This window comes from Pseudodesulfovibrio sp. zrk46 (assembly GCF_012516435.1).
Lineage (GTDB): Bacteria > Desulfobacterota > Desulfovibrionia > Desulfovibrionales > Desulfovibrionaceae > Pseudodesulfovibrio.
In genome coordinates this window covers 1,280,093-1,305,604 of sequence record NZ_CP051216.1, presented here as the reverse complement: position 1 = coordinate 1,305,604, position 25,512 = coordinate 1,280,093, and the positions used below count along the sequence as shown (strand labels likewise).

At 55.5% G+C, this 25,512-nt stretch carries 25 protein-coding genes; 16 read left to right on the top strand and 9 right to left on the bottom strand.

What is annotated here, in order from left to right; genetic code table 11:
• Nucleotides 1–38 precede the first annotated feature (38 nt).
• A complete protein-coding gene (locus HFN16_RS05955) occupies nt 39–920 on the bottom strand; it encodes a LysR family transcriptional regulator (protein ID WP_168889881.1) in 882 nt (293 codons plus the stop codon).
• Between the two features lie 145 nt (nt 921–1,065).
• Here HFN16_RS05955 and HFN16_RS05950 point away from each other — a divergent pair, with 145 nt between their 5' ends.
• From HFN16_RS05950 to HFN16_RS05935, 4 genes are all read left to right on the top strand, one after another.
• Nucleotides 1,066–1,221, top strand: a complete 156-nt coding sequence (locus HFN16_RS05950) for a hypothetical protein (protein WP_168889880.1) — start codon at nt 1,066–1,068, stop codon at nt 1,219–1,221.
• A 428-nt stretch (nt 1,222–1,649) separates the two neighbouring features.
• Nucleotides 1,650–2,777 carry an ATP-binding protein gene (locus tag HFN16_RS05945; protein WP_168889879.1) on the top strand — a complete coding sequence of 376 codons (1,128 nt, stop codon included), beginning with the start codon at nt 1,650–1,652 and terminating at the stop codon, nt 2,775–2,777.
• 14 nt (nt 2,778–2,791) lie between these two features.
• Nucleotides 2,792–3,682 carry a transporter substrate-binding domain-containing protein gene (locus HFN16_RS05940; RefSeq protein ID WP_168889878.1) on the top strand — a complete coding sequence of 297 codons (891 nt, stop codon included), beginning with the start codon at nt 2,792–2,794 and terminating at the stop codon, nt 3,680–3,682.
• A 145-nt stretch (nt 3,683–3,827) separates the two neighbouring features.
• Nucleotides 3,828–4,088 (top strand): hypothetical protein, encoded by a 261-nt coding sequence (locus HFN16_RS05935; protein WP_168889877.1) that lies wholly within the window; start codon nt 3,828–3,830, stop codon nt 4,086–4,088.
• 273 nt (nt 4,089–4,361) lie between these two features.
• Here HFN16_RS05935 and HFN16_RS05930 read toward each other — a convergent pair whose 3' ends face one another.
• Nucleotides 4,362–5,507: a hypothetical protein gene (locus HFN16_RS05930; RefSeq protein ID WP_168889876.1), complete on the bottom strand. Its 1,146-nt coding sequence runs from the start codon at nt 5,505–5,507 to the stop codon at nt 4,362–4,364.
• Between the two features lie 159 nt (nt 5,508–5,666).
• On the bottom strand, nt 5,667–7,217 hold the full coding sequence (locus HFN16_RS05925; RefSeq protein WP_168889875.1) for a YifB family Mg chelatase-like AAA ATPase: 1,551 nt from the start codon (nt 7,215–7,217) through the stop codon (nt 5,667–5,669).
• A gap of 113 nt (nt 7,218–7,330) precedes the next feature.
• Here HFN16_RS05925 and HFN16_RS05920 point away from each other — a divergent pair, with 113 nt between their 5' ends.
• Both HFN16_RS05920 and HFN16_RS05915 read left to right on the top strand, forming a co-directional pair.
• Nucleotides 7,331–8,062: a transporter substrate-binding domain-containing protein gene (locus tag HFN16_RS05920; protein ID WP_168889874.1), complete on the top strand. Its 732-nt coding sequence runs from the start codon at nt 7,331–7,333 to the stop codon at nt 8,060–8,062.
• 57 nt (nt 8,063–8,119) lie between these two features.
• Nucleotides 8,120–9,403: an alpha/beta hydrolase gene (locus tag HFN16_RS05915; protein WP_247648453.1), complete on the top strand. Its 1,284-nt coding sequence runs from the start codon at nt 8,120–8,122 to the stop codon at nt 9,401–9,403.
• A gap of 127 nt (nt 9,404–9,530) precedes the next feature.
• Here the strand turns inward: HFN16_RS05915 and HFN16_RS05910 are convergent, their stop codons facing one another.
• Nucleotides 9,531–11,006, bottom strand: a complete 1,476-nt coding sequence (locus HFN16_RS05910) for an FAD-dependent oxidoreductase (protein WP_168889873.1) — start codon at nt 11,004–11,006, stop codon at nt 9,531–9,533.
• Nucleotides 11,007–11,492: 486 nt separating this feature from the next.
• Between HFN16_RS05910 and HFN16_RS05905 the strand changes: the two genes are divergently transcribed.
• Nucleotides 11,493–12,272 carry an EAL domain-containing protein gene (locus tag HFN16_RS05905; RefSeq protein ID WP_247648452.1) on the top strand — a complete coding sequence of 260 codons (780 nt, stop codon included), beginning with the start codon at nt 11,493–11,495 and terminating at the stop codon, nt 12,270–12,272.
• A gap of 89 nt (nt 12,273–12,361) precedes the next feature.
• Here HFN16_RS05905 and HFN16_RS05900 read toward each other — a convergent pair whose 3' ends face one another.
• Nucleotides 12,362–13,330 carry a HAMP domain-containing sensor histidine kinase gene (locus HFN16_RS05900; RefSeq protein WP_168889871.1) on the bottom strand — a complete coding sequence of 323 codons (969 nt, stop codon included), beginning with the start codon at nt 13,328–13,330 and terminating at the stop codon, nt 12,362–12,364.
• A 220-nt stretch (nt 13,331–13,550) separates the two neighbouring features.
• On the opposite strand from HFN16_RS05900, the gene HFN16_RS05895 reads away from it, so the two are divergent.
• The 6 genes from HFN16_RS05895 to HFN16_RS05870 all read left to right on the top strand — a co-directional run bounded on the left by HFN16_RS05895 (nt 13,551) and on the right by HFN16_RS05870 (nt 17,920).
• On the top strand, nt 13,551–14,105 hold the full coding sequence (locus HFN16_RS05895) for a hypothetical protein (RefSeq protein ID WP_168889870.1): 555 nt from the start codon (nt 13,551–13,553) through the stop codon (nt 14,103–14,105).
• Nucleotides 14,106–14,108: 3 nt separating this feature from the next.
• Entirely contained in the window at nt 14,109–14,489 is a 381-nt protein-coding gene (locus HFN16_RS05890) for a DUF3568 domain-containing protein (protein WP_168889869.1), read from the top strand.
• Between the two features lie 401 nt (nt 14,490–14,890).
• Nucleotides 14,891–15,919 carry a MerR family transcriptional regulator gene (locus tag HFN16_RS05885; protein WP_168889868.1) on the top strand — a complete coding sequence of 343 codons (1,029 nt, stop codon included), beginning with the start codon at nt 14,891–14,893 and terminating at the stop codon, nt 15,917–15,919.
• Nucleotides 15,920–16,169: 250 nt separating this feature from the next.
• Nucleotides 16,170–16,670, top strand: a complete 501-nt coding sequence (locus tag HFN16_RS05880) for a hypothetical protein (RefSeq protein ID WP_168889867.1) — start codon at nt 16,170–16,172, stop codon at nt 16,668–16,670.
• Nucleotides 16,670–17,167: a hypothetical protein gene (locus HFN16_RS05875; protein ID WP_168889866.1), complete on the top strand. Its 498-nt coding sequence runs from the start codon at nt 16,670–16,672 to the stop codon at nt 17,165–17,167. The genes HFN16_RS05880 and HFN16_RS05875 overlap by 1 nt, the downstream gene beginning before the upstream one ends.
• A gap of 9 nt (nt 17,168–17,176) precedes the next feature.
• Nucleotides 17,177–17,920, top strand: coding sequence for a hypothetical protein (locus HFN16_RS05870; RefSeq protein ID WP_168889865.1), 744 nt, complete (start codon nt 17,177–17,179; stop codon nt 17,918–17,920).
• 163 nt (nt 17,921–18,083) lie between these two features.
• On the opposite strand, the gene HFN16_RS05865 is transcribed toward HFN16_RS05870, so the two are convergent.
• Together HFN16_RS05865 and HFN16_RS05860 are read right to left on the bottom strand one after the other, a co-directional pair.
• Nucleotides 18,084–19,445, bottom strand: a complete 1,362-nt coding sequence (locus HFN16_RS05865) for a radical SAM protein (RefSeq protein ID WP_168889864.1) — start codon at nt 19,443–19,445, stop codon at nt 18,084–18,086.
• Nucleotides 19,446–19,631 (bottom strand): hypothetical protein, encoded by a 186-nt coding sequence (locus HFN16_RS05860; protein ID WP_168889863.1) that lies wholly within the window; start codon nt 19,629–19,631, stop codon nt 19,446–19,448.
• 108 nt (nt 19,632–19,739) lie between these two features.
• Here HFN16_RS05860 and HFN16_RS05855 point away from each other — a divergent pair, with 108 nt between their 5' ends.
• Complete coding sequence (locus tag HFN16_RS05855) at nt 19,740–21,002, top strand: hypothetical protein (RefSeq protein ID WP_168889862.1); 1,263 nt, start codon at nt 19,740–19,742, stop codon at nt 21,000–21,002.
• A 285-nt stretch (nt 21,003–21,287) separates the two neighbouring features.
• Here HFN16_RS05855 and HFN16_RS05850 read toward each other — a convergent pair whose 3' ends face one another.
• Together HFN16_RS05850 and HFN16_RS05845 are read right to left on the bottom strand one after the other, a co-directional pair.
• A complete protein-coding gene (locus tag HFN16_RS05850; RefSeq protein WP_168889861.1) occupies nt 21,288–22,055 on the bottom strand; it encodes a polyphenol oxidase family protein in 768 nt (255 codons plus the stop codon).
• Complete coding sequence (locus HFN16_RS05845) at nt 22,043–22,684, bottom strand: 5-formyltetrahydrofolate cyclo-ligase (RefSeq protein ID WP_247648451.1); 642 nt, start codon at nt 22,682–22,684, stop codon at nt 22,043–22,045. Before HFN16_RS05845 ends, HFN16_RS05850 begins: the two co-directional genes overlap by 13 nt.
• 96 nt (nt 22,685–22,780) lie before the next feature.
• Here HFN16_RS05845 and HFN16_RS05840 point away from each other — a divergent pair, with 96 nt between their 5' ends.
• Entirely contained in the window at nt 22,781–24,160 is a 1,380-nt protein-coding gene (locus HFN16_RS05840; RefSeq protein WP_168889860.1) for a sigma-54 dependent transcriptional regulator, read from the top strand.
• Nucleotides 24,161–25,324 carry an ATP-grasp domain-containing protein gene (locus HFN16_RS05835; RefSeq protein ID WP_168889859.1) on the top strand — a complete coding sequence of 388 codons (1,164 nt, stop codon included), beginning with the start codon at nt 24,161–24,163 and terminating at the stop codon, nt 25,322–25,324.
• Nucleotides 25,325–25,512 lie beyond the last annotated feature (188 nt).

The following is a 25,512-nucleotide window of genomic DNA, read 5'->3' as shown; positions in this document are numbered from 1 at the left end:
ATGGATTTTATGCGCCAATTGTATGGCGTGTGGTCTGCTTACACTTCCCACACATCTTTCACTACACTGATGAGCGCGTCGAGCGCGGGTTCGTCAGCCTGTGACTTGCGGTAGACGAAGTTCAGTTCGGTGGGGTGCTTGCCGAGTGAGGTGCAGATGGCCCCCTTGCCGGATTCCACCAGCTCCATGGCCTCATCTTCGCGCATCATGGCCAGTACCCGGCCTTCTTCTACCAGCGGACGAAGCACTTCCTCGGAATTGGCACCAATGGTCTGGGCAGGGCGAATGGCGTATTCGCTGAAGATCGAGAGCTGGATTTCCCGGAGCGGCGAGTTTTCGGTGGCCATACCCCAAGTGAATTGAGATAGTTCTTCCGGGCCGGCGTTTTCCAGCCTGTCACGCCATTTGGCGGCCCCCACAATGAAGTATTCCGGCTCGGTCAACTTGATGGCCTGCAGATCGCTGTAGGGGTTACCTGAGAACACAAAGCCCGCGTCCAGATTCTTTGCGCGGAGATCGGTAAGCACTGCGCCTGATGGGATTTGCAAGAGCTGCATATTCAACATGGGGAAGCGTTCGCCCATGTGCTCCAGCAGTTTTTCCACTTTGAGAAATGCCATGTCCGCGCACAGGCCAATGGTGAAATTACCCACCACTTCGCCGCGCAGGGTCACGGCCCGGGCCTGCAGCTTCTCGGCGGCGGCCAACACGTCGATGGCGTCGGCAATCAATTCACTACCGGCCACAGTCAGTTCAACGCCACGCGGGGTGCGGTCGAACAGGCGTACGCCAAGCTCTTCTTCCAGTGCCTTGATATGGGCGCTGACAGCGGGTTGGGTAGCGTGCACGCGTTTGCCCGCCCGGGTGAAGTTGCCTTCCTCTGCAACGGCTATGAGCGTTCTCAGTTGGTACAATTCCATGTGATCAACCTAATCCCATGCATTCCGCTCAGCAATCGGAATTCGTTATGACAGCCCTCAGGCTTTGTTATTGGACCACAACACGCCTTCTGCGTATTAAAATATCCACCTACCGCGGAGTAGGGATTTCAAAGGAGGAAACAATATGCGCAAAGGCAAAGAAAAATTCACTTGGTCGTACCTTATCGAACCTGAAGATTCCACGACCCCGGCACGCTGCTTCGCAGCGGAAACCGCTAAGACCTGCCTCTGGATCTGCATGTCCTTCTTCATGGCAGCGGGGATTAGCCAGCTTACCTAAATTTTCCAACAGGACATCGAACGGCCCGAACTCTCCCCGACATCTCGGGTCGCTCAGCAAAATCACACGTCTCCTCTCCCTAATCGAGGCGTGTGATTTTTTGTTTCCACCGTATGGTTGCCCTTGTGCCGCCCCTTTTCGGAAAAATCAACCGTTTCTCGTATACGCTCATTCTGAGCAATATGCTCTTCCATGCATGCTCTCATGTACTAATCAGACCGCGGAAGTCGGTATTCACGAATGATCCCGATCCATTGGTTGCGTCAGTATTACGTGAGGGAGTCTATGACCTCGGTTCAAGAGAGTATATATTCACGAATATTGTTGACCTGTATATGGTTTATCGTATCATCTTATGAAATTATCATACGTGGGGCGATCTGCCCTGCCATTGGGGATGACACGACAAAATATATGGATTGAGTGAGATGAAAATGATCGGAGAAGAGCTAGAGACTTTTTTTGCCCCGGCAGCGAGACTGTCCAAGGAAGATGTCACTCAGGTGTCAGAGGAACTGAGAGAAGAATTTCTGCTTCCGTGGTTTGATGCGGTCCCGGTCTCCATACTGGTTCTCAATGAGCATCGACAGATCGTATTCAGCAACAATACCTTTAATGAGCTGACAGAAAAACAGCTTGAAGAGATTATCGGCATGCGTCCGGGCGAGGCCCTGGATTGTGTGCACTCCAATTTGGTCGAAGCCGGTTGCGGCTGCTCAAGCTTCTGCAATACGTGCGGTGCGGCCAATGCCATCATAAAAAGCATGGGCGGGGAAAATGACTGTCAGGATTGCCGCCTCATCAGACTCGTCAACGACGCCGAAGCACCGCTCGATTTGCAGGTCTTCACCAAACCTGTGACGTTCCGGGATCAGCAGTTCGTCTTTCTCTTCGCCATGGACGTCAGTCACGAGTTGCGTCTCAGGTATCTGAATAACACTTTCTACCACGGGCTGATCAATGCCAGCGGTGGCCTGAATACCCTGACCCAAATGATGGAAGAGGATAACGAGAACAACCCGCTCTTCCCGCTGCTCGCCACCTCCTCCAAGCGTATCCTGCGCGATGTGATCTTTCATAATGACCTCAGCGCCGGAGAAGAAGGGCGTCTGGGCGCCATCAAGACCTCGTTCAATCTTCCGGATTTCATCGACAAGCTGGTGGAAGAGGAGTGCGAAATCCGCAACGTCCAGCCGCTCGTGGTGGAGCGGAAATACGAGTGTGGCGACATCCATACAGACAAACGTATTCTGGGTCATGTCATCCGGTGCATGCTTGTGAATGCCTTGGAATCGTTACAGGACAAATGCGATGTCATTACGCTGTCGGCAGTGACGGGCGAGAGCGGCAGAACAGTGCTCACCATAGAGAATTGCGGCGAAATTCCCGAGAACATCGCCAAGCACATTTTCAAGCGATATATTTCGACCAAATCACCGGAGCGTGGTTTGGGAACCTACGTTATAAAGCTCTTTACGGAGCGCTATCTGGACGGTAATGCTGAGTTTTCAAGCCAGGATGGGCGAACTACGTTCAGCATCCGGTTACCCAAATAATCCATGGAGTACCATTGCGCTCACTCTTTGCCATAGCGATTGTCGCTGCGTTGCTGCTGACTTGCAGCACGACAGGCGTCGCGTTGGCAAAGGACTTTGAGTGGTATCGCGAACATGGCGTGACCATCGTCAATCCGCCGGGCGCAGCCCCCATGTCCTTTCAGGGATTGAACGGGCAGCCCAAGGGATACATTGTCGATGTGTGGAAAAAATGGTCCGAAAAGACGGGAATCCCGGTCTTTTTCCGTTTCGCACCATGGCCTCAAACCCTGCGCATGGTCAAAGACGGTGAAGTGGACCTCCACGGCGGCCTGTTCCGCAATGACGAGCGCGCCGCGTATTTGGATTTTTCACGACCCTATCATGAGCTCAAGTCTGCCCTGTTGGTGTCACGGGATAAAGACACCAAACTCGACAAGATCTATGCAAACTACGCCATAGGCGTGCTGGACAAAGGATATGCGGAATACTTCCTGCGCAAGGAACATCCCGAAGCCAAGCTTGTGCCGCTGGATACCATAGCCGAGATAGCCGAAGCCCTTGTGGCCGGAAAGATCGAGGCGCTGGCCGGAGATCACCCCGTAATGGGATACGAAGTGGGGAATCTGGGCCACTCCAATAAGCTGATCGTCAAGACAATTCTCTATACACAATTCCTGCACGCAGCCACTGCCAAGGGGAATGAGACCCTCATCAAGCTGGTGGATCAGGGGTTCTCCGAGTTCAGCACGACCGAGCATGAACTCCTGGGCGAACGATGGTTTGTCACCGAGGCTGAGGAAACCCACTGGTTGCGTGACACCATCCTTATTCTGGCAATTCTCCTGTCCGGTGTTTTCGTCTTTTTCCTATACGACAGTTGGCATGTGCGGAAGAGGGATGAGGAAGCAGAAGAAGACGAATAATCTGTTCTTCCCCAGAGTAGTATTAATAACGCTCTGTAATACCATTCATTTTACAAAGTTTAACCGTAAAAATAGCAAACTAAACAAGACCGGTTTGCTCTTATAGGCAATACTCGTCGTAATTCTGAAAAGAGAGGAGTTACTGATGAAAAGAGTGTTGTTTGTTTTTGTATTGGTGGTGGCAATGGGCACCTGTGCGCTCGCTCAACCCGGCGGAGGCCGGGGGCAGGGTGGCAAACGTCAGGGCCCGCCGGAAGAAGCCTATGAGGCATGTGAGGGCAAGAAGGTCGGCGACAAGGCTGTCTTCACTTCCCCCCGTGGAGATGAGGTGACCGGAATCTGTGAGGAGCGCGACGGCAAGATGGTGCTGCATCCGGATAATCCCCCGCCGCGCGGGCAGAACTAGTCCAAGCACCTTATATTATTTCCCCTGTCTGTCCATGCTGCTAATTCCGTAGTCCGTTGAGGTTTAGCTCATAAAATAAAAAGGAAAGTCGCGCTAATCTGATCAGTGATGCGGTCTTCACAACCGTCAAGAAGGTGTTCATTTAATGCCGTCGTAAAATGACATAAGATAAAGTGTCCCGGGCTCGTGTGAGGCCAAGGGCGCTTGGTTCATGGTGTTGTGAATGTTGGAAGGTTATGGTTGAAAGGTCGTTTGGGAGGTGGGTTTCAACGTTTATGAAACCTTGGTCCCAGGGGCTTTTGTTACGGTATTGATTACCTTGGCCAATTGCTCCAGCCCATCAAAGGCTGCTGGAATTTTTGATTCCTCGGACACGATGCCGGAAAAAACTACCTGCTCGAATCGATTTAGCGCTTCCTTGTCTTCGATTTCGGTTTTGTATTCGGAATAGCTCTGGATGAATTCGCATAGCGACATGCGCAGGTCGAGCTGAAGAAGTTGGGACTTGGTGGATTTGTAGTCCATTAGTGCTACGCGGAAAAAATACAGGCCGATGGCTGTGAGTGAAAGAACGGGTAGGCTTAAGCCCAGAAGCACCATCCCGTTGGAGGCCAAGTCTGGATTAGATGAAAGCACTATCAGCTTAATCAGGATCGGTGCGATTGAAGCCAACCCCAACACTCCCATGGTGGTTCGGGCATGCTCCATTTCTTTTTCTTTCTCATTTCGCAGTCTTTTGAAGCCCAGGTGTAACCCTACGAAATGGGCCCCGGTCTCGAACTGCTTCAACATGCGAAGTAATCCTTTGGTTTTGGCTTCGCTTCCCGTGATCCGTTTGTCCCAGTCTGTCATTTTCTCCGCCAGTCCTTCCTGCCAAGTACGGATTTGGTGATCTACTTTTTGCCGGGTTTTGCCCAAATCCCGAAGGTCCACGAGTTCACTTCTTTTAAGCATGTTCTTCATTATGCTGATGGGCATATGCTGTATGGTCCACTTGATTGATCTTTGCGCTTGAATATCAAATTCTGATATTTGGTTACTGCCAAAAGCGAAAGCTTCAGCAAATTCATGGGACAGGTCGCCAGGGATAGATAGATCTAGTTCGAGAAGAAAGCGGTGGCAGGCAGTGTACACATGGTCTAGCTCTGCTTTGTTCCTTGGCTTTCCCTGAGACTCAAGGCGTCTTCGAAAATTGTCGCCACGGGATTCGATGCTGATTTGGCAATTTTGGTCCCACATGTCTGGAGCGTTCTTCATGGAATTCAGGATAAATTTGATATACATGTTGCGTTCACTCGTCCAAGAATTGGTCGAGTCCGTGTATGCATTCATTTCAGCCAAGAATGAACTGATCATCCGATTAATATGGGTGGTGACGAAAAAATCTCTATAGTTGTTATTGTTCTTCTCTTCACTCATGCCAATCTCTCCGTAGCCTTGATCCGTTGATAATCTTTGTTGCGCAATTTGATGTATTTCGCCCGCGTGTTGTTACTGTGTTTGATAGACTTTCGTTTAGTCTATCGCCGTTGTTTTGTCTAAGGGTCTATCTTTGGTATAGTTTCTTATTGATTGATTCTAGATAGAGTTAGAAGCATTTTTCCCCTGCCTGTCCATGCTCCGATAATTGATGGCTTCGGCCAGATGCCCGGCGTCGATGTCGGCACTCCCTTCCAGATCCGCGATGGTGCGGGCGATGCGGAGGACTCGTGTGTAGGCACGGGCTGACAGGCCCAGTGAATCCACGGCCTGTTTGAGAAATTCGTGCTCGGCCTCGCCCACGTTGCAGTATTGTTCCAGCGCCGCGCCTTCCAGCTGCGAGTTGGTCAGGATGGGCATATCGGCATAGCGCTCCTTCTGTACGGCCCGTGCTGCGCCGATGCGCTCGCGCATGGACGCGGAATCCACGTCGCTCTTGGCCTTTTTCAGGTCCTCATACGGCACGGCAGGCACATCCACCTGTAAATCGATGCGGTCCAGCAGGGGGCCGGAAATCTTGCCACGATAGCGCTGTACGGCCAGCGGCGAGCACTCGCACGGATGGGCGTCGTCGGTCAGGTAGCCGCACGGACAGGGATTCATGGCAGCCACCAGCATCACGTCTGCCGGATACTTCAAGGAGACAAGAGAGCGGGAGATGGAGACCTCGCCGTCCTCAAGTGGTTGGCGCAGGACTTCCAGCACTGACTTCTGGAATTCGGGCATCTCGTCGAGGAACAACACTCCGCGGTGAGCCAGGGAGGTCTCACCGGGTTGCGGGTAGCGTCCGCCACCGATGAGGCCCACGTCAGAAATGGTGTGGTGCGGGGTTCTGAAGGGTCTCGACACCATCAGGGCCTGATCGCGTGGCAACAATCCGGCCACAGAGTAAATCTTGGTGACCTCCAACGCCTCATCGAACTGGAGGGGCGGCAGAATGGTGGGGATGCGCTTGGCCAGCATGGTCTTGCCTGAACCGGGAGGGCCGATAAACAGGAGATTATGGTTTCCTGCCGCTGCGATCTCGATGGCGCGCTTGGCGTGTTCCTGTCCCTTCACCTCGGCGAAGTCCATCAGAAAATCCTGCCGCTCGCTCCACAGGGTGTCGATGTCCACGCTGGCGGCGTCCACCACTTCCTCGCCCAGCAGCATGCGCACCACCTGACCCAGATCGCGACCGCCGATGACCGGGATATCCTTGACCACAGCGCCTTCGCGACCATTGGCCTCGGGCACGATGATGCCCTTGCCGCCGCCGGAGCGGGCAGCCATGGCCAGCGGCAACACGCCGGGAACAGGCTTGAGTTCGCCTGTCAGGGACAGCTCGCCCGCCATGTACCAGCCATCCACCTGTTCCGGCTTGAGCACGTCCATGGCGCACAGAATGCCGAGCGCCAACGGCAGGTCATAGGCGCTGCCCGCCTTGCGCACGTCAGCTGGAGCAAGGTTCACGGTGATACGCGCAGGCGGTACCTTGAACCCACAGTTCTTGAGGGCGGAAAAGACGCGTTCCTTGGATTCGCGGACCGCACCTTCGGCCAACCCGACCATGGTGAAGGCAGGCATGCCGGAGCGGGAAAAATCGACTTCGAGTTGGATTTTGAAGGCATCAATGCCCATGAGGGCGGCGCAAGAAATTGTAGCGATCATGTGTACCTCGATCAGAATATCCAGCCATGCATACTCGAAGAAAAGACTGCAATCAACACGTCTATTTCAATAAAACCGTTGGTGTTTTGGTTAAACGTTGCTAGTTTCTTTTCATGAGAAACTGTCTGCAACTCCTCATAATAGTCTCCCTGTTGTTGGGTTCATCAGCAGCATGGGCGCAACAGGCAGAGTATACTATCAGCCTCCCCTGTCTGGAGCAGCAGGGATGCAGGTCTCCCGAAATAGAAGCATTTTTTATCGAAGTGTATGGCAGAATCGGCATACAACCCCAATTTGCCTACATGCCCCGCCTGCGGGACCTCGAAGAAGCGAACAGCGGACGCATAGACGCGTGTGCCGGACGAACAAAGGCATCATATCAGCCGTATAGTGAACTGATTCCCGTCAAGACTCCTGTAGCCACGGAAACCCTCGTAGCGTTCACAGCCAATCAGGATATCAAAGTGAACTCATGGGAGGATCTCACTGACCTCAGGGTGGGGGTTGTACGAGGAGCACAGCTGCCGGTGACGCTGTGTAAAGCGAATGGAATTGACGCCTACGAAGCCAACAAGCTCGAACAGCTCTTTCGTTCTCTTGAGGATTCGAGAATTGATGCAGTGGTTCACCATGCTCAAGTCGGCCTGAATGCGGCGAACGCATTTGGCATTCGGGTTTACCTCTCTCCGGCCCTGCATAAGGACATGGTCTATCATGTCCTCAACAGTAAACATGCTGCCCTCGCTCCGAAGCTGGCCATGATATTCAGTGAAATGCTTGATGACGGAACGAGTGCCCGCATTCTCGGCAAGTGGGCCAGCGTCCTGCCCGACCCTATCGAGTAGACCATCACGCACTTCGTGCGCGTGGTTTTAACAAAACAGCCTCCAAAGGATCGTATCATGCTTATGATTTCAAAACTCTGGAAGCGAGTTCTTCCGGCCACCGCTTTATTCCTTTTGATCTGCCTGCCCGCAGTTTCCCCGGCTTCGGAAGATGACAAGGCGTTCGACGCCCATGCCACAGCGTTTCACTATTACTTCCAAGACGGCGACATGGATTTTCATTTCGGCAATCTCGTGCTCGGGGCCGTGGGCAACGGTGGCGGGGAGGTTGGCGAGATTTTCTACGCGGCGTCCAAAATCAAGGATGGCGATGCCGACAGTTGGCACCGTGAGTGGTTCGAGCTGTCCAAACGGGTCGAGGCTCGTGGCGACGAGGCCTTGGCCAAAGGGCACAAGCTGAGTGCCCGTACCCAATATCTGCGCGCGGCGTATTACGCTCGTGTTTCACTGATCGCCATGCTTTCTGACAATCCCGAACTGGTACAAAGGGCCGCGCGAACACGCATGTTGATGCAAAAGGCCGGTCCCCTGTTCGACCCACCGTTGGAATATATCGAGGTTCCCTTTGAGAACACCGTGCTGCCGGGATATTTTCGCCCTGCCAAGGCCGGAGGCAAGCCCGCCGGAACCCTGCTCATGATCGGCGGCGGCGAGACGTTTGCCGAAGACCTGTATTTCTATATTGCGCAGGAAGCGTTCGAACGCGGCTATAACTTCATGACCGTGGACCTGCCGGGGCAGGGAATACTGCCGCAGTCGGGCCATATCTTCCGGACTGACACTTACGTCCCCATGAAAAAGGTGGTGGATTTTCTCCTGAAGCGTCCCGAAGTCGATCCCGCCAGAGTGGCTGCCTTCGGGTACAGCGGGGGCGGCCTGTTCGTGCCTCAGGCTGCCATGCACGATTCCCGGCTCAAGGCGATCGTCATGTCCGCCGCTGTGATCGACGCCGAGAAGCTGTTCGCCACCATGCCCGCAGCCACGGAAACAGCAGAGGACAGGCAGTCCTGGTCATCGTTTCATGCCAACGTGGTCGAGTCCATCTGCTGGCGCTACGGCGTAAACCCCGAAAACCCGTCCGAACTCATCAAAGCCAATGCCGGCAATACTTTTGACCCTACCAGAATCAACGTCCCGGCCCTGATCATCCTGGGCGAAGGGGAGTACAAGAGCGACGCCGCTCGGCAACAGGTGGACTTCGCCGCCGACAACTTTCCCAACCAACAATCCAAGCTGGTGGTTACCCCGTCCAACGAAGGCGCCTCCAATCATTGCCTCATGGAGAATCGGAGACTGGTTGGCCTGGTCGTCTTTGACTGGCTGGACGAGGTCTTCAAGTAACAGGTCGCCGGGAGGGGCAAACCAACAAACCGAAGGCAATTGACTTCGAGCTGAATCTTGGAATGAAAGCAGCGCAGATGAGGGTAACTACATCTATGGTGCTCAGGCTGCTATTGCAGCATGGCCATTAGAGCCATTCGTTGATACGCCTCGCTGCAATGGTTCCTGCCTGCACAGCAGCTTCGAATGTCGGGTAGATCATGCCGTCACCGGCTATCTGTACACCGCCGTTGAACATGGACCAGAGCTTGGTCAACCGCCCATAAGCGCCCGGTGTCATGACCGGATAAGCGTACTCGAACCGATGGATGTCATATCCTTTCACCTTGTCGCGGATATCCGGCCAGATGTTCTGCAGATCCTTGTACGAGTTCTCGAGCAAATCAGCATCGCTCATGCCGACAAGACTCGTGTCCTTGTAGGTGTGCGGCCCGATATACATGGACGCAACATACCCTTTGTGTTTTTCGCCCAGCTTCTTCTGCATCCAGGTACAGTCGTAGACGTCGGTGACGAACCAACCGTCGGGAACGGCGAGATCGAAGGCGTCGGTATAGATTGGCTCATCGCTGAAGATGGCAGCTGTGACGAACTGTGCGTATGGCACAAGATTCATCAGCGATTGCTGATTGAGCGGCAGCAACTGTGCACCGATGGCCTTGGTCACCGGCATTGGGGTGGAAAAGATCACGCTTTGGGCGCCCACCGTCTTTTCCACGCCTTCATGCTGGTAAACGACTTCGTATCCGTCCTCGTCATTTCCGGTGACTGAGATGACTCTGGAAGAGTGCTGCGCCCTGTCTCCCATAAACTTGGCAAGAGCCTCGATCACTTCTGCAATGCCGTGGCGGAAGGAATAGGAGCCGCTCCCTTCGGAATCTTTGTCGCGTATGATTTCGTCGATGTCCTCTTGGTCAAGAGGGTGGTCCATACCTTCGAAATCGAAAAATATTTCTGCAAAAGCGCCTAGTGCCGACACCTCGTCTATGTTTGCGCCGAACAGACCTCGGAAGGTAACATTGTAGGTCTCCGCATACACGTCCGGGAGACGCAGTTCATCGAACCATTGTTTGCAGGTAATCTCATCAAGACGGGCCAGCTCTCCGTTGGGGTCGTAGTCGGGAACCTCTTCGTAATGCGCTGCAACATCCTTAAGTGCCTTCAGGAAACGGTTGAACGCATTGACGCCCCCCTTGCGGGTGAGCATTTTGATCCGCCCGGAACCCCCGCTGTAAAACTTTCCATCTCGCCAGATCTGGTCCATGGGTGAAGGGATTTCAATGAGATCCAGGTTCAGATTTTCAATGATCTCTGCGAGGACACCGTCGGGTTTTCCCAAATATTCGGTCCCTTCCGGGTAGTACCAATCATTGTGGATGCCCGAGATGGTTCGCCCGCCAAAGCCGGACTCGGCTTCCAGAAGCAAAACATTCCTGTCTCGCAGCAGATAGGCCGCAGTGAAGCCGGAAACACCTCCGCCGATGATGACGCAGTCTTTTTCAACTGGTTGTGCAAGAGCTTTTCGGCTCAAGGGGAATGCGGAAACACTGCCGAGTGCAGCCGATGCTAACAACATTGATATGAATTTTCTGCGATTCATCATCTCTCATCCTCCAATGGGTATACATTTCGGTATATTTATCCATGGAGGAAATCTGTACACAGCGCAATAATAATCTGTTTCCTTCGGAAGTGCTCGGTCAGGTGAAATATCACCACGGTGAACACTATACCGGGCTTGACCATTTGTGGTCGTGTTGAGATATATGGAGGTATGTCTAGCAAAATCACTCCGATTTCAGGTTGCTCCCGATGCGAGCGAGTTCCCGATCCGTTACCGGCAAGCGGTCATCTTTACTTAGCCCCGCCCATGATCCACACGACGCGGGAACTGATGGGGTATTTCGATCAGATGGGACTTGAATATTCTGAGCCGTATAACGGGATCTTCAAAGTCGGGTTCAAACAAACAGAACTCGAAACACTTTGCCAAGATTTTTTAAGCAATGTCAGTAGACTGGAGCTAAATGACACTAAAGCACTGGTCCTTGGCCAAAACGAGGAGTTGACCGTCCACCATGTGACGCGCATGGAACCACTTGAATCCATCGTGGCCAAAATAGAGGGCGAGTGGCTGTTCGAGATGCTCAGTGACGATCGGATTTTTTCCCATTTCCATCCCATCGTGTCCGCGAATAATCCGGCAGAGGTCTTTGCCTACGAATGTCTCGCCAGAGCAACCTCCGAAGAGGGGCAGTTCGTCAATCCCGGCAAGATGTTCGAGATTGCAAGGCAAACGGGCATGTCGTTCAACCTCGACCGCGCCTGCCGTCTCGCTGCCATCAGAGGATGTGTGGAGCACGGACTCGACAAGCCCATTTTCGTCAACTTCTCCCCCGGAACGATCTACAATCCGAAGCACTGTCTGCAAACGACCATGGAGGCCATCATGCAGGCCAACCTGTCGCCTGAGAAGATCGTGTTTGAGGTTGTGGAAAGTGAAGAGATCGCAGACATCGACCACTTGCTCGGAATCCTGAATTACTACAGGGAAAATGGTTTTCGAGTGGCCCTTGATGACCTTGGCGCCGGGTACTCCTCTTTGAATCTGCTGAGCAAATTACGACCGGATTTCATCAAGCTTGACATGGAGTTAATTCGGGGCGTGGACTCTGAGCCCTACAAGTCCGTCATTACGGAAAACATTCTCAGTATGTCCCAACGTCTGGGCGTCAAAACCATTGCCGAAGGCGTGGAGACCATCGGTGAGTTCCAGTGGCTTCAGGACAAAGGCACTGACTATATCCAGGGCTTTCTCTTTGCCAAGCCCGCAGCACCACCGGAGCATGTCCGCATTCCAGAAGGCTGACCTTGAAAGAAGCAATACCATGCGTGCCGTGCAGAGCTTTGGGGCGGTTATCAGTCCTTGTTGGCTTGTGAGTAAAAGGTCTGTTTGGATCACACCGGCATGGCCGGAACAGTCAAGACGAATTCCGAACCTTGTCCCGGGGTGCTTGATACAGAGAGAGTGCCCCCGTTTTCCTTGATCAGTCGGTATATCATGGGGAGGCCGATGCCGAAGCAGTCGCGCAGGCTTTGCGGCAGTGTTTCACTTGCCGTGTAAGGTTCGAAAATGGTGTTGAGCCGTTCGGGCTCGATGCCCTTGCCCGTATCGGTGACGGTAAAGGTCAGCGAGCCATCCTTGTCGGCGCGGAAGGAAGAATAGACTGTGATCCTGCCGGTGTCGGTATGCTTGATGGCGTTGTTCACCAAGGTCACAAGGGCGAGACGCAGGACGCCGGATTCGCAGGCGAATGCATCGGAAAGCCCCTCTTCGGCGACAAAGTGGCAGGAGACTCCTTTCATGTCGGTATGCATGTTCGTGAGAAGGCGTACCGAATCGAAAATCTCGGATATGGTCATGTGGCTCTGGTCTCGATCCAGCCCGTCCGGCGTGGCTGCAAAGGATGCGATGTCATCGATCAGCAGATGCATATTCTCCAGCGTGGAGTCCACTTCGTTCATGGCCATACGGTCTTCCCGGTTGGCGCGTAACGACAGGATTTTCAGTATTGAGGAAGCGCCGGCCAGGGGCTCCTTGATTTCGCTGCATGCGCGGAATATGAACTCCTCCCGGAATCGGGAGAGCTGTTCAATGTGGGTATATGCCGTGGTCAACTTGTGTTTCGAAGCCTGAAGCTCTGCCTGCTGCCGACGTAAATCACGGACCCTTCGCCAGGCGAAAATGGCTGCACAAAGCAGGAGCAGCGGGATCGTCAGAAACAACTCATCCAGCTCGTAGGATTCGTGCGTACGCGAAAAGTCGTATATGGTCTCGAATGCCTCGAAGTAGGAGAGAAGGGCATAGCCGCCAACGAAAATCGTCGCATACTGGAGCAGTTCAAAGGTCTGCTTGCGTGTGAACATAGTCTGCTCTATCACCTCTTTTTGACGTGAATACACATATTTTTGTTTATAAAGGCATATTTTCATTTTTGTAACCATGCAAAGCACATTACTGTGCACAAAAAGCACAGGAAGATGAGCGGGTGAATACCTTCTGAAGCGTCATTGCCCCCCGCCAATGCTGGATTCCCGGTGCGTTACCTGATAGGGAACGGGAATCATACACTGATACGGAGGATCCATGCGGACCATATTGTTTATATTGATGTTGCTCGTCACCCTCACTGCCTGTGGCGGTAAAGAGGATGTTTCCACTGACCCGGCTGGCGAAACCGCCAACGCCGAACAGACCGCCAACGCCGAAGAAGGCGAGGCCGCTCCTGCCACTGAAGAGAAGAGCGTGATGGATTATCTGCCGCCCGATCCCATTGGCGAAGTGCACATGAGCGACGGCCGCGTGCTGGAACTGTCCGGTGTGAAGCCCATTGGCGGGCATTACTATCTGTACATCACCGGCAAGCTCAACGGCCGTTCTTCCACGGTACTCAGCTTTACCCGCACGGAAGACCTTCAATATTGGAAGGGTATCAGCTTCAACGGGCCTCATTCGTTTGTCATCCTCACCAACCAGGACAAGCAGCTGGTCTTTGAGGATGCCCGCATCTACATCGGTTCTGACAGCCCGGATACCTTTACTTTCACCACCCTTGATTCCACCGGTTTTGGCACCGAAGCCATTACCGTGAACAAGAGTGACGTGAAGGTCATCGCCTTTACCCCGCCAAAAGAGGACTAGCCTATGCGTATCGTACTTGCCGCAGCACTGCTTTCCGTTTTCCTGATGTCCGTCGCCGGTTGTGGCGCAGTGATCGTGGGCGGTGGAGCAGCTTTGGGCACGTACGCTTATGTCAACGGCGACGCTGTTGGCAGCTACGATTCCTCGCTGGATAACGCCTACGCCGCCAGCAAGGCCGCGTGCAGTGAGCTGGGCATCCCCATCGTCAAGGAACGCAAGGACAACTCCGAGGCCCGGATTCAGGGCAAGATGGGCGGCGACACCGTCACCATCGCGCTGGAGCTCGTGGGTATGGACATCACGGAAATTTCGGTACGCGTCGGTCTGTTCGGTCAGGAAGACGCGGCCCGCCGCATTCACAACGCCATCACATCCCGGTTGTAACCCGTCGGGACAGCCCTCTATTTCAGTCTGCCCGGAGACCCTCCGGGCATGTCTTGCCTTTTTGTCTGGCACCTTATAAAAGGCGGTGCACAGCTTGACCTCTAGATGTTTTCTAGATAATAAACCGGTAAGCTTCGTTCCTTCACAAACCCTTGATTGACAAGGGTGACGATTGGTGACGATTTAGAACAAGGAGGACTGTGTGATCCGGCTCGCCTTTGGTTCCATGCCCACGAAAGTTATTGTCAGGCTCGGTACGAAAAGCACTATTAACCGCACTATCACCCAGGAACCTTGCCGCGTGTCCTGCGTCTGGGACAACCGGCTCCGGGCGCGTCCACGCCAACTCAAGTTGGCCACACGGCTCGCCGCCTCCGCAACACCCCGAATGAGCAATTATCATGGTCGATACCTATACGCATAAAGAACTGGCCGCCCTGTGCGCGGTCTCCGAAACCACCATCAAGAGCTACCGCCGCAAGTTTCCCGGTTTCATCCCGGTCCTGACACGCGGAAAGCCCATCCGCTTCAAGAAGGAAGCGGGCGACGTCTGTCTCAAGATCCGCGACTGCTTTGATAAGGGCATGTCTGTCAACGAAACCGCCAAAGTCTTAAAGCAGCACTTTAAGGAATATAAAGTTGCGCCCCGTCAGGGTGCGGCTCCTACTGCCGCGGCTGTGGCTGCGCCCCAGACCTCCAGCGTGCTCAATCCCGAGTACATGGAGAAGTTTTTCCAGACCGCCGGGCAGATGATGCAGGGCATGGCCTCGCTGGCCACGGCTCAGGCCAAGGCCAACCAGCGTCTTGCCAAGCTTGAGGATGCGGTCACCACCCTTGTCGATCTCGAATCCCGCAATTCCGAGCTCTTTGCCGAAGTGCTCCACAAGCTCAACGAGGCTCCGGCTCAACCAACTGCCACCGCGGCTGCTCCTGCCGCCGAAGCCGCCCCGCAAGAGGCTGCTCCGGTGACCGAGCCCAAGGCCGAGAAAAAGGTCAAACGCAAGATCATCAACGTCAAGAGCCCGGAAGGTACGGTCAAGTCCTACGCCTTTGAGAAGATGGAGGAGAACAAGGGTCCTTCCCTTGAGCGTCCGTCGGATGCCTTCCTCAATACGCCCATCGTCATCATGAACGAGCAGGGCGAGTTTCTGGGCGTTCCCGGTCGCTTGCCCCTGTCCGGATTCGTTGAGATTCTGGTGCGCGAGGCCGAAGAGGGCGGTTCTTCCCATTCTGACTGGCGTCGGCAGGACGAGAACTGGATTTTCACCATGCAGGCTCCCAATCAGGAGACCCACGAGCTCTACTTCATGTCCACCACCACGCCGCGCGGCAACCTTGTTGTGCTGCTCGATCGTTTGGATGTGAATGGCAAGGAGACCTCCTCCCAGTTCCTCCAAGAGTTCTTCAAACAAATGAAGGATAAGGTTTAGCGTCGGCTTTCGATAGCGGCACCACTCTCGAAAGCCTCACGTTGTTGGTTTTGAAGAGGGTGGAATTTGGAGGGCGCAAGGCTTTGAGCGAAGCGAGCGATAAAAAAGTTTTGGAGATTCTTGCTTTAGCCGTTCCCGAGTCTTCGAGGGTTACGGATAAAGACAGCAGCGATAGGCGCCTCATCGGCGAGGTGTCTGTATATGCATGCACTTGCTTGCCCAGTATTTAGGATTCGCGTAGTTAGGCGACATGGCTGTCATTGATCATACAAAGGAATCGGCCTCAGCGTCGAAAAGGTTCATCCGCAACCTGGTGTGGGTGGTGATCATCTGTGCCCTGATTCTTGGTGGTCAGGGGCTGCGCTACTACAACAACAAAGCGCAGCTGGACCAGATTCAGGCCGAGACGGACAAGCTCTATCGGTCGGTTCTCGGTGACGACATCGGCAACTCGCCCTTTGGCCGGTTGCAGTTCGAGTATGGCAAGCTGGCGGCCACGAACAAGATCGGATTGGACCCTGTGGGCGTGCTGGCGGCGTTGAGCCGTCCTGCGGTGGAGAGTGTGCGGCTGGAGGGCTTGTCCATTGACGGCAAGCGCGGCCGGGCGCGCGGTTTCTTCGGCCCCAACGTGGGACAGTTCGACGACTACATCAATGCCATCACTGATGACGAGCAGTACTATTTTTCTCTGGAAAAGCAGGAAGAAGTGTTCGGCGGTCTGACCTTCAGCCTGATCGTGGAGCAGAAGTAATGGGCAAGAAAACACGCACCTATTTCTGGTCCTCGTGGCCCATGGCCTCACAGCATCGCTTTTTCAAGATGATGCTGATGGGCACGATCATCGGCACCTTGAGCCTTTCCGTGGGCCTGAAGTTGTTTTCCGGGTCGCTGGAGCAGCGCATCTCCGAGGCCAAAGAGCAGTATGGCCGCGTTGCTCCCATGGTGGAAGAAACCCTTGCCCTGCGGGCCCATCAGGGTAACCTCGCCCATCTGCCGGTGGAAGAGGCCGCCTGGTCCATCATCGATGACCTGCTCATCGAAGGCAATCTCGTTTCCATCCGCTCCACCCAGCTGGATGAGGACACCGAAGGCATTCAAGTAACCTTTGAGCGACTGTCCCTGTCCAAACTCATCAATTTCATGGAAGCGTTACGCAACCGGGCCAGCCTGCAGACGCCCGATTGTTCCATCACCCGCAACCCCGACGATCCGCGTTTGGCTGACGCGCATTTCGTCCTCGCCCGCTAGGAGACGACCATGGCGCATTATCAGCAAGTCTCCTCGCTCCCCGGCCGCATTCTGGCCCGTCTTTTTCTGGTGCTGTTCGGCTTCCTGATCGGCATTGCCCTGTTCATGCCGTGGAACAAGATCTGGGCCTCCGCCCTCGCTTCGGTGGATGAGAGTCTGCCCACCATCGGGCTGCGATGGGATGCCATTGACCGCGACGGCCCGCTCAGCTTCCGCGTTACCAATCTCAAGATCACCGTGGCCGATACGCCCGGCAGTCTTGCCTTCCGGCAGGCCTACGTCAAAGTCGGCTTTTCGCCGCTTGCCCACGTTCGTCTCGACACCGGCGGTCCCCAGTGTGAACTGGATCTCTTCCAGAACGGCTCTTTCGAGTTCGAGGGTGATCTGAATCTCACTTCGCTGCTCGGCGGCGCGGATTTCAAGGGTGTGGTTCGGGTAGCTGGCAATCTGTTCATGCCTGCCGGGTCCCAATTGCCTCGCAACGGTTGGATCGACATTCGTTCGCAGCAGCTCTTGTTGCCGGGCGAGAAGTCTATCGAGGATCTCGCCTTTACCGCAGAGATCAAAGGTGCCGACATGGAGATCCGCGATTTCTCCATGGGTAAGCCCATCACCCTCAAGGCTGCCGGAACAGGTCGTCTTGATCCCACCAACATTTACTCTACCAACTTCAAGATTGCCGGTCAGATGACCATCGGTCAGAAGACATTCCCCTACGAAACAGAAGGGACGTTAGCCGAAGCTGTTTGGTAGCTCCCGGCTTCCGATAGCGGCACATCTGCTGCGTTGCCGGGCGACGAGTGAATCCTCACCGTAGCGTTGCTACGCCTCCGGTTCCCTCGTGCCCGTCGCCTTGCAGCTGCACCACTCTCGAAAGCCTCACTGCTGAGGCTTAAGATACCTATTCTATTTGTGGCTATTTCCCGTGCAGGCGTTGTTTCCAGCGTCTGGCTTCGTCCCATGTGAATCCGCCGGGGACGCAGGGCCAGATGGAGTTGTTTTGGAAGAGCGGCTCTTCAGCAATGGGGTGGGATGATGCCTTGACCGCCTCATGGAACATGGGGGGGCCGGGGATAGGCGTGTAGTGCGCCAGGTGCGGCCGGAAGCCGAAGGCGCGTACGTGGTCGATGGCCTGTTGCACATTGTCGAGGTTCTGGTTCGGCAGGCCGAAGAGAATGTAGACGCCGATGTCGTCCAGATCATAGCCCGCATCCACAAGGTTCTGCGCGCCGGATTCCCACTCTGAGCGGGTTAGCTTCACATCGTTGCGGTTGTCGAAATCCGTGGTTTCGAGGCCAAGGCGTACCGTGTGCAGGCCTGCCGCCCGAAGGCGTTGGCAGACGTCTGTGGAGAGGCGGCGGATGTGCATGGCGTTGGGCGTGTGCAAGCGCAGGTCGAGGTCGTCGGCCTGAATGCGGTCCAGCAGCGGCCAGAGCCAGCGGTCCGGGTTCACCAGCAGTGCGTCGTCGTAGAAGGCGAAGTCGCGCACGCCGCGGTCGTATTCGGCGCGCAGTGAGTGGTAGATGGCGTCCGGTTCGCCCTGTGTGAAATTCGGGTAGAGCGCGTGGGACGCGCAGTAGTCGCAGGTGAACGGGCAGCCGCGCGAGCCGAGGATCGGGGCGTAGAGCGGGTCGTTGTATAGATCAAGGGCCAGCGAGAGTCCGGCATTGGCCGGGACAGGCGGCACCGGGTGGCCGAGGCTGTTCCAGAACGCGCCCCAGTTGGCCGGGGTTTCCAGTGTGCCTTGCTGGATGAAGTTCGCATCGGCGTGCTTCTCTGCGTGGGCCGTGCAGAGGGTGGCGTAGTTGCCGCCGAGGTAGCGCGGCACCTCCGGCCAGAGTTCAGCGGCGATATCCAGAATATCCAGCGCGCCGGGATACCAGTAGGTCATGATGGACGTGACCATGACCGCGTCCGGGATCGGGTCCAGCGCAGCCAGCGCTTCGCGCACCAGCTCACGGGGCAGCCCGTAGCGGGAATAGCGTCGGTCCATGAACTCCAGCCCGGCAGGCAGGGGCAGCTCTTCCTTGGGATAGTGGCCTGTGGCGTACTTGCCCGGCTTGGGCCAGGTCACGTCCTCCCATGTGCGGTCCAGACAGTCCATGAGGGCCACGGATGCGCCAGCGTCGCGCAGCATGGACAGGCAGGCCAGCAGCCCCACCGGGCGCGACCAGACGTTGAAGGCCGCGAAGTCCGTGATCCACGGATTGATACCTAAAATTCGGGGGCCGTCCGGGTTGCCGGACCAGCCGATATGTGGATGGGCAGGGCGTGTCACTTAGGAGCCGAACCGGGAGTAGAGGTTGATGCCAATGGACACGGCAAGCAACACCACAATGATGATGAGCAGCATATTGGTGGTCTTGTTGCGTCGTTCCACCCGTTCTGCCTTGGATTTGGTGAACATGCCGGTGATCAGGAAGATCAGGCCGAGAATGATGATGATTTTGAGAAGAATGCCCATGGGGAGTGTGTAGCGGATTTACACGCGAAAGTCTTGCGCTCGTCTTCGGAAAAGAGTTATAGAAAAACCGCTCTGCTCATGGCTGCTTCATATCCAAGGTCCTGTGATATGAAGGCAATCCTCTCTCTATACGCGTTGGCTTTTGTCATTGCTGCTCTTTTCGTGCACTTTTTTGTTGGTGGAAGATCCCTGCAGTTGAACACATGGGGAATAATGGCCGCGCCAAGCGTTACTTCCATCTTTCTTATTATCATCTTCTGCGCCGAATACTTCCGTCTGCCTTCCGAGAAAAAGGTGGAAGGATATGACATCCGTGTATTCCTGAAACAGTATATGCCTTCTTTCATCGGCCTTGCCGCGCTGTTTGGGATGCTCTGCTGGGGGCGTGGCGGGATTCAAGGCGTGCCCTATTATGTCTTCTTCGGATTCCCTTACTATATCGGGGCGATAATCGCTGTCGGATTGCTCGCTGCCGTGCCAATCCTCCGGCCGTTGTATGTGTGGTTCCTGTTAGCCAATGCGTCATTTCTGGGTGCGGCAATGCTGATGACGCTCACGGAGCCTTGGCTTGCCCTTGGCCTTGGCTTGCTTTCCCTACCCTTCCTCAAGCTTCTCGTAATGCCTCTGCTCAGGAAGATGGATCAATACAGAACTGTGTTCTTTATCATCGTAGCTTTACTGACTGGAATCTTTTGGCATTATTATGGAACGCACTGGCTCATGCCATTGGCGCTGCACGAACTGGGCAAGATGGCGATACTGCCGATAACTGCCGTCCTTGCTCTTTGTTGGGTGCTATACGCCAAGGGCGGGGAAAGGATCGGTAAGTGTTCCGTCTGGACCAGTCAATTCATTGCATCGTTTGTGGTGGCCACCCTGCTTATGAGTATCAATGTGTATTTGCCTACTGCTCGTGCCAAAGAAAGGTACTACTGGTCCGAGATTGAACGCTACAAGGTGGTTCTGGCCATGGAAAAGGACGAGCAGAGGATTTTCGCAGAAGAGAATATGATTATTCTGCAAAACATGGTGAGCACTGGAGAAGTTGAGGAGCACCGCATACAGGGCCGCCCTCCTTCCCTGCTTCGTCCAACCAAGGACGTCGACTTTGCCTGGCCCATGTTCAGCCAGACTGAACTCATCACGCTGCCGGATCGGGTGGCCAAAGCCATTGGGGAGAATACATGGACAGCAGCCAATTTGGGGAAGGACCTGATTGAGATCAAAGGAGCATTGCTACCACCTCTCAATGTCACATTATCTGGCGGCAAGGGCATAATTAGAATTCCGCCGTCGGGATACGAGGATAACGAAACCGGGATCCGCTTCAAGTTGCTGATCGGTCCGCACGATGAGCCGAAAGGTTCGTAGTGGGAGGGAATCGGCCTTGCGGCCGAGCACCTCGCCGGTGGGGCGTCTATCGCTGCTGTCTACATCCGTAAAGCTTGAAGACTCGCTAACGGCTGAAGCCCGACACCCTCCTAAACTTTTTATCGCTCGCTTCGCTCGAGGGTGTCCGAGCCTAGAAAAGCCTATTTAGTCGAAGTTTGCGGCGATAGCCGCAGAATGGGATTCCAAAGGGTCTTTCCCTTTGGCCGCCAGAGGCGAAATCACCCGATAATCCCGCCGAAGGCGGCTTCCCATTCTGATTTCAACTTACTCAGGCTTTATCCAGATGATCCCAGCCTGACGCCCTGTCGCTTTCACCGGGGCCGCACAGGCCTTGCGGTAGGAGAAGAAGGTGTCGTCCATTCCCATGGTGCAGAGATCGATGGAATGAATCTGACTCTCGGGCAATCCGGCAGCCATGAGCTGATCGCGGGTCATGCGCCAGAGATTAACCATGTGCGTTTCGGGATCGTGATACTGCTTGAACCCGCGCCCGAAATCGGTGTCGAAATTGACGAACTCCGCCTTGGTGGGGCCGAGACTGGGGCCGCGTACCGCGTGAATGTCCTCGGGCTTGAGGTCGTAGGTTTCGCAGAAACGCTGCACACCTGTGCCGGGAAAATCGATCTTGTTGCCGCGCCAGCCGACGTGCAGGGCGGCGATGTACTTGCCGGATGAGTGGGCCAGCAGAAGCGGCTGACAGTCGGCGGTCTTGATGACCAGACCGACGCCGGGCGTGGCCGTGGTTAGGCCGTCGCCTTCGAGGGTGGCGTGCTCCTCGGGCTGGAACGGGGCCGGGTCGCAGTGAATGATGTCGCCGTGAATCTGCTTGCACTCGCACCAGCCGGAGAGTTCCAGCCGGTCGTGAATCATGCGACGATTCTTGGCCACCTTGGTGTCGTCATCGTCCACCTCGAAGGAGAGGTTGGCCGAGTCGTGGGGCGGTTCGGAGACGCCGCCGCGGCGAGAGGTGAAGGCAATGCCCACATTGGGGATGGAGATAAATTCGAACGGAAAAAACGCTATGGCCGCCATAGTTCCTCTTGAGTGCAGATGATGTCCACGGGCATGTCCCATGGCTGAGTGGGGAGTTCTTCGACCAGCTGGAAGGTGTAGCCTACGCCGATCTTGATGGTCTTCTTCATGCCGTCGGTGGCCAGCAGGCGGTCGTAGTAGCCGCCGCCAAAGCCGAGGCGATAACCGCGCCGATCAAATCCCACGCCAGGGATGATGGCGAGGTCGGGACAGCAGATGTCCACGGGCGGACAGGTCTCGGCGTCCGGCTCCATGATGGAGAAGGGCCCGGGCGTCAGCTCGTCCTCGCAGGCGGCGCAGGCGATGTCCATTTCGCCGCGGGCATCCGGGCGGCACCGGGGCATGAGCACGGTGACGTCGCGCTGCCACAGTTCCGTAACGAGCGGGCGCACGTCCACTTCACCCTTGATAGGCCAGTATATCAGCACTTCCCGGGCGTTTTTCCACTCGTACAGAGAGCGGATCAACTCCACTACGTGAGAACTGTTTTCCAGTATGTCGTGCTCCGGCAGGCCGGCCCGTTTTGCGATGAGCCGCGAACGGAGTTCTTTCTTGTCGATTTCCACCATGGCCAGAATATACCACGGGGCTGCACGACAATCCAGCGTCCAGGCGGGTTGAATGTGCATACATCCACATGCCGCTTGGGTTTCGGGCCGTCTTGTTGTATCCTTCCCGTCGGCGTCAAGGCGCCGCCAACATTAGAAACTACAAGGCTGGAAAGAATGCCCACAAATATTCTCGTCCTCGACGACGAAAAAAACTACCTGCTCATCCTCGAATCCATTCTGGAAGATGAGGGCTATAACGTCACGACTCTGTCTGATCCAGAGATGGGTCTGGCCTACCTTGAGGAATCCGAGGTGGATCTGATCCTGACCGACATGAAGATGCCCAAGCTCACCGGGCAGGACGTGCTGGAGCACTGCAAAAAGAATTACCCGCATATTCCGGTGCTGATCATGACCGCCTTCGGCTCCATCGAGGCCGCGGTCGAGGCCATGCGCATCGGCGCGTTTGACTACATCACCAAGCCGTTTGCCAACGAGGAGCTGCTCCTCTCCATCTCCAAGGCAGAGCAGTTCGCCAATACCCAGCAGGAGAACATTCGTCTCAAGCGCGAAATCCGCGACCGCTACTCCAAGGGCTCCATCATTGCCCGCGGCAAGGGTATGCAGCAGGTCCTGGACATGGTGGACCGCGCCGCGCCTTCCAAGTCCACAGTCCTGATCCTCGGTGAATCCGGTACGGGTAAGGAGCTTATCTCCCGTGCCATCCACAATTCCTCGCCCCGTCGCGACGAGCCGTTCATCGCGGTCAACTGCATGGCGCTGAACCCCGGTGTGTTGGAATCCGAACTGTTCGGTCACGAGAAAGGCTCTTTCACCGGCGCGACCTCCATGCGCAAGGGTAAGTTTGAGCAGGCCAACAAGGGTACCCTGTTCCTCGACGAGATCGGCGAGCTGACCCCCGAGCTTCAGGTGAAGTTGTTGCGCGTGCTGCAGGAGCATCAGGTGGAGCGCGTGGGCGGTACCGAGACCTTTGATGTGGATATCCGCATTGTGGCCGCCACCAACAAGAATTTGCAGGAAGCCGTGAGCAAGGGCGAGTTCCGCGAGGACCTCTTCTACCGCCTCAACGTGGTTTCCATCTTCATGCCGCCCCTGCGCGAGCGTCGTGAGGACGTGCCGCTGCTGGCCGCCCACTTCCTGGAGAAGTACACCAAGGAAAATCAGGTGGAGATCTCCGGTTTTTCCGGCGCAGCCATGGATTATCTCACCGCCTACGAGTGGCCGGGCAACGTCCGTCAGCTCGAAAACGTGGTGGAGCGTTGTACGGTTCTGTCACGCGGCGAGACCATCGAGGCCGACGATCTGCCGCCCGAGATCAAGGACGAAGAGGCCCAGTTCAAGTCCGCCGTGGACCTGCTGCCCTCCAAGCTCAACCTTGCCGAGACCATGGACAAGATCGAAGGCGCCCTTGTGAAGCGTGCGCTGGTCCGTGCCGAGTTCGTGCAGGTCAAGGCAGCCGAAATGCTCGGCCTGTCCAAGTCCAATCTCCAGTACAAGCTCAAGAAGTACGAGCTTGCAGGTAAGGCAAAATAGATGTTCCTTCTCGATGCACCCTATGTTTCCGACTTCCTGAAGAAGTCCGTCAAAGAACTGGAACAGGCTGTCCTCGACACCCCGGAAGCCCGCCGTCTGGCTGGTGACGCCGGGCTTGAATTCATCGACCAGATCGAGTTCAGTGCACGTCTTGGCATGGGCCAGCGCGTGCTCGCCAACTCCGAGAACGCCCTTGAGCATGCCCTGCGCTGCGGTTGCAACGAAGACCTCGCCCGCCAGATCGACATCTGCAAGGACAAGGCGCTCTACCGCGAGACCGTGGCCCCGTTGCATCCCGGCTACCGCTTCTTTCGCGCTTCCTTTGACGAGCTGGACGAGCTTGAGATCGACGACATGCCCACTCCGTTCGTGATCAAGCCAGCCCGTGGCTTTTTCAGTCTCGGCGTGCATGTGGTGGATACTCCGGAAGACTGGCCCGCAGTCGTGGAGACCATCAAGGCCGAGCGCGAAGCCCTGAACGCCGACTATCCCGAAGAGGTGGTCAACGCAGGTGAGTTCATCCTCGAGCAGTGTATTGAGGGTGAGGAGTACGCCATCGACGTCTACTACGACGAAGAAGGCTCCCCAGTAGTCACCAACATTTTGCATCATCATTTCGTGTCCGAGGACGATCTTTCCGACCGCCTCTACTACACGTCCACCAAGATCATCGAAGACTGGCTCGTGCCCTTCACCGACTATCTCCGCAAGATGGGCCGCGAGTGTCAGTTCCGTAATTTCGTGACCCACGTCGAGGTACGCGTCACCCAGACCGGAGAGATCGTGCCCATCGAGGCCAACCCGCTTCGTTTCGCCGGTTGGTGCGTGGCTGACATTACCCATCACGCATGGGGTATCAATCCATACGAGCATTATTTCAAGGAGCTTCGTCCCAACTGGGATGCCATCCTCGAAGGTCGTGAGGGCGACGTCTACGCCATGGTCATCGCCGACGTGCCGTCGGGCATGGACAGGGATGCCATCAAGTCGTTCGATTACGATGGGTTCACCGGCATGTTCAACGAAGTGCTTGAGTTGCGTCGGATCGATTACACCGAGTACCCCGTGTTTGCCTTCTGTTTCTCCCGCACCGACGAGGCCGGTCTGGCTACGTTGAAGGAGACGCTGAAGGATGATTTCAGTCGGTTCGTTGAGACTGAGTAGAGAGCAGGGTGGAACCGCTCTGCGAGCGGGATGAAGAATGAACTAGCAGGGCGCTGCCCTGCACCCGCCAAAGGCCGAGGGCCTTTGGAATCCCATCTGCGGCTGGCGCCGCAAAGTTAATTATAAATTAAGCCCCGAAGCATCTGTGCTTCGGGGCTTTTTTATTTACTTATACTCGCGCCGTTAGG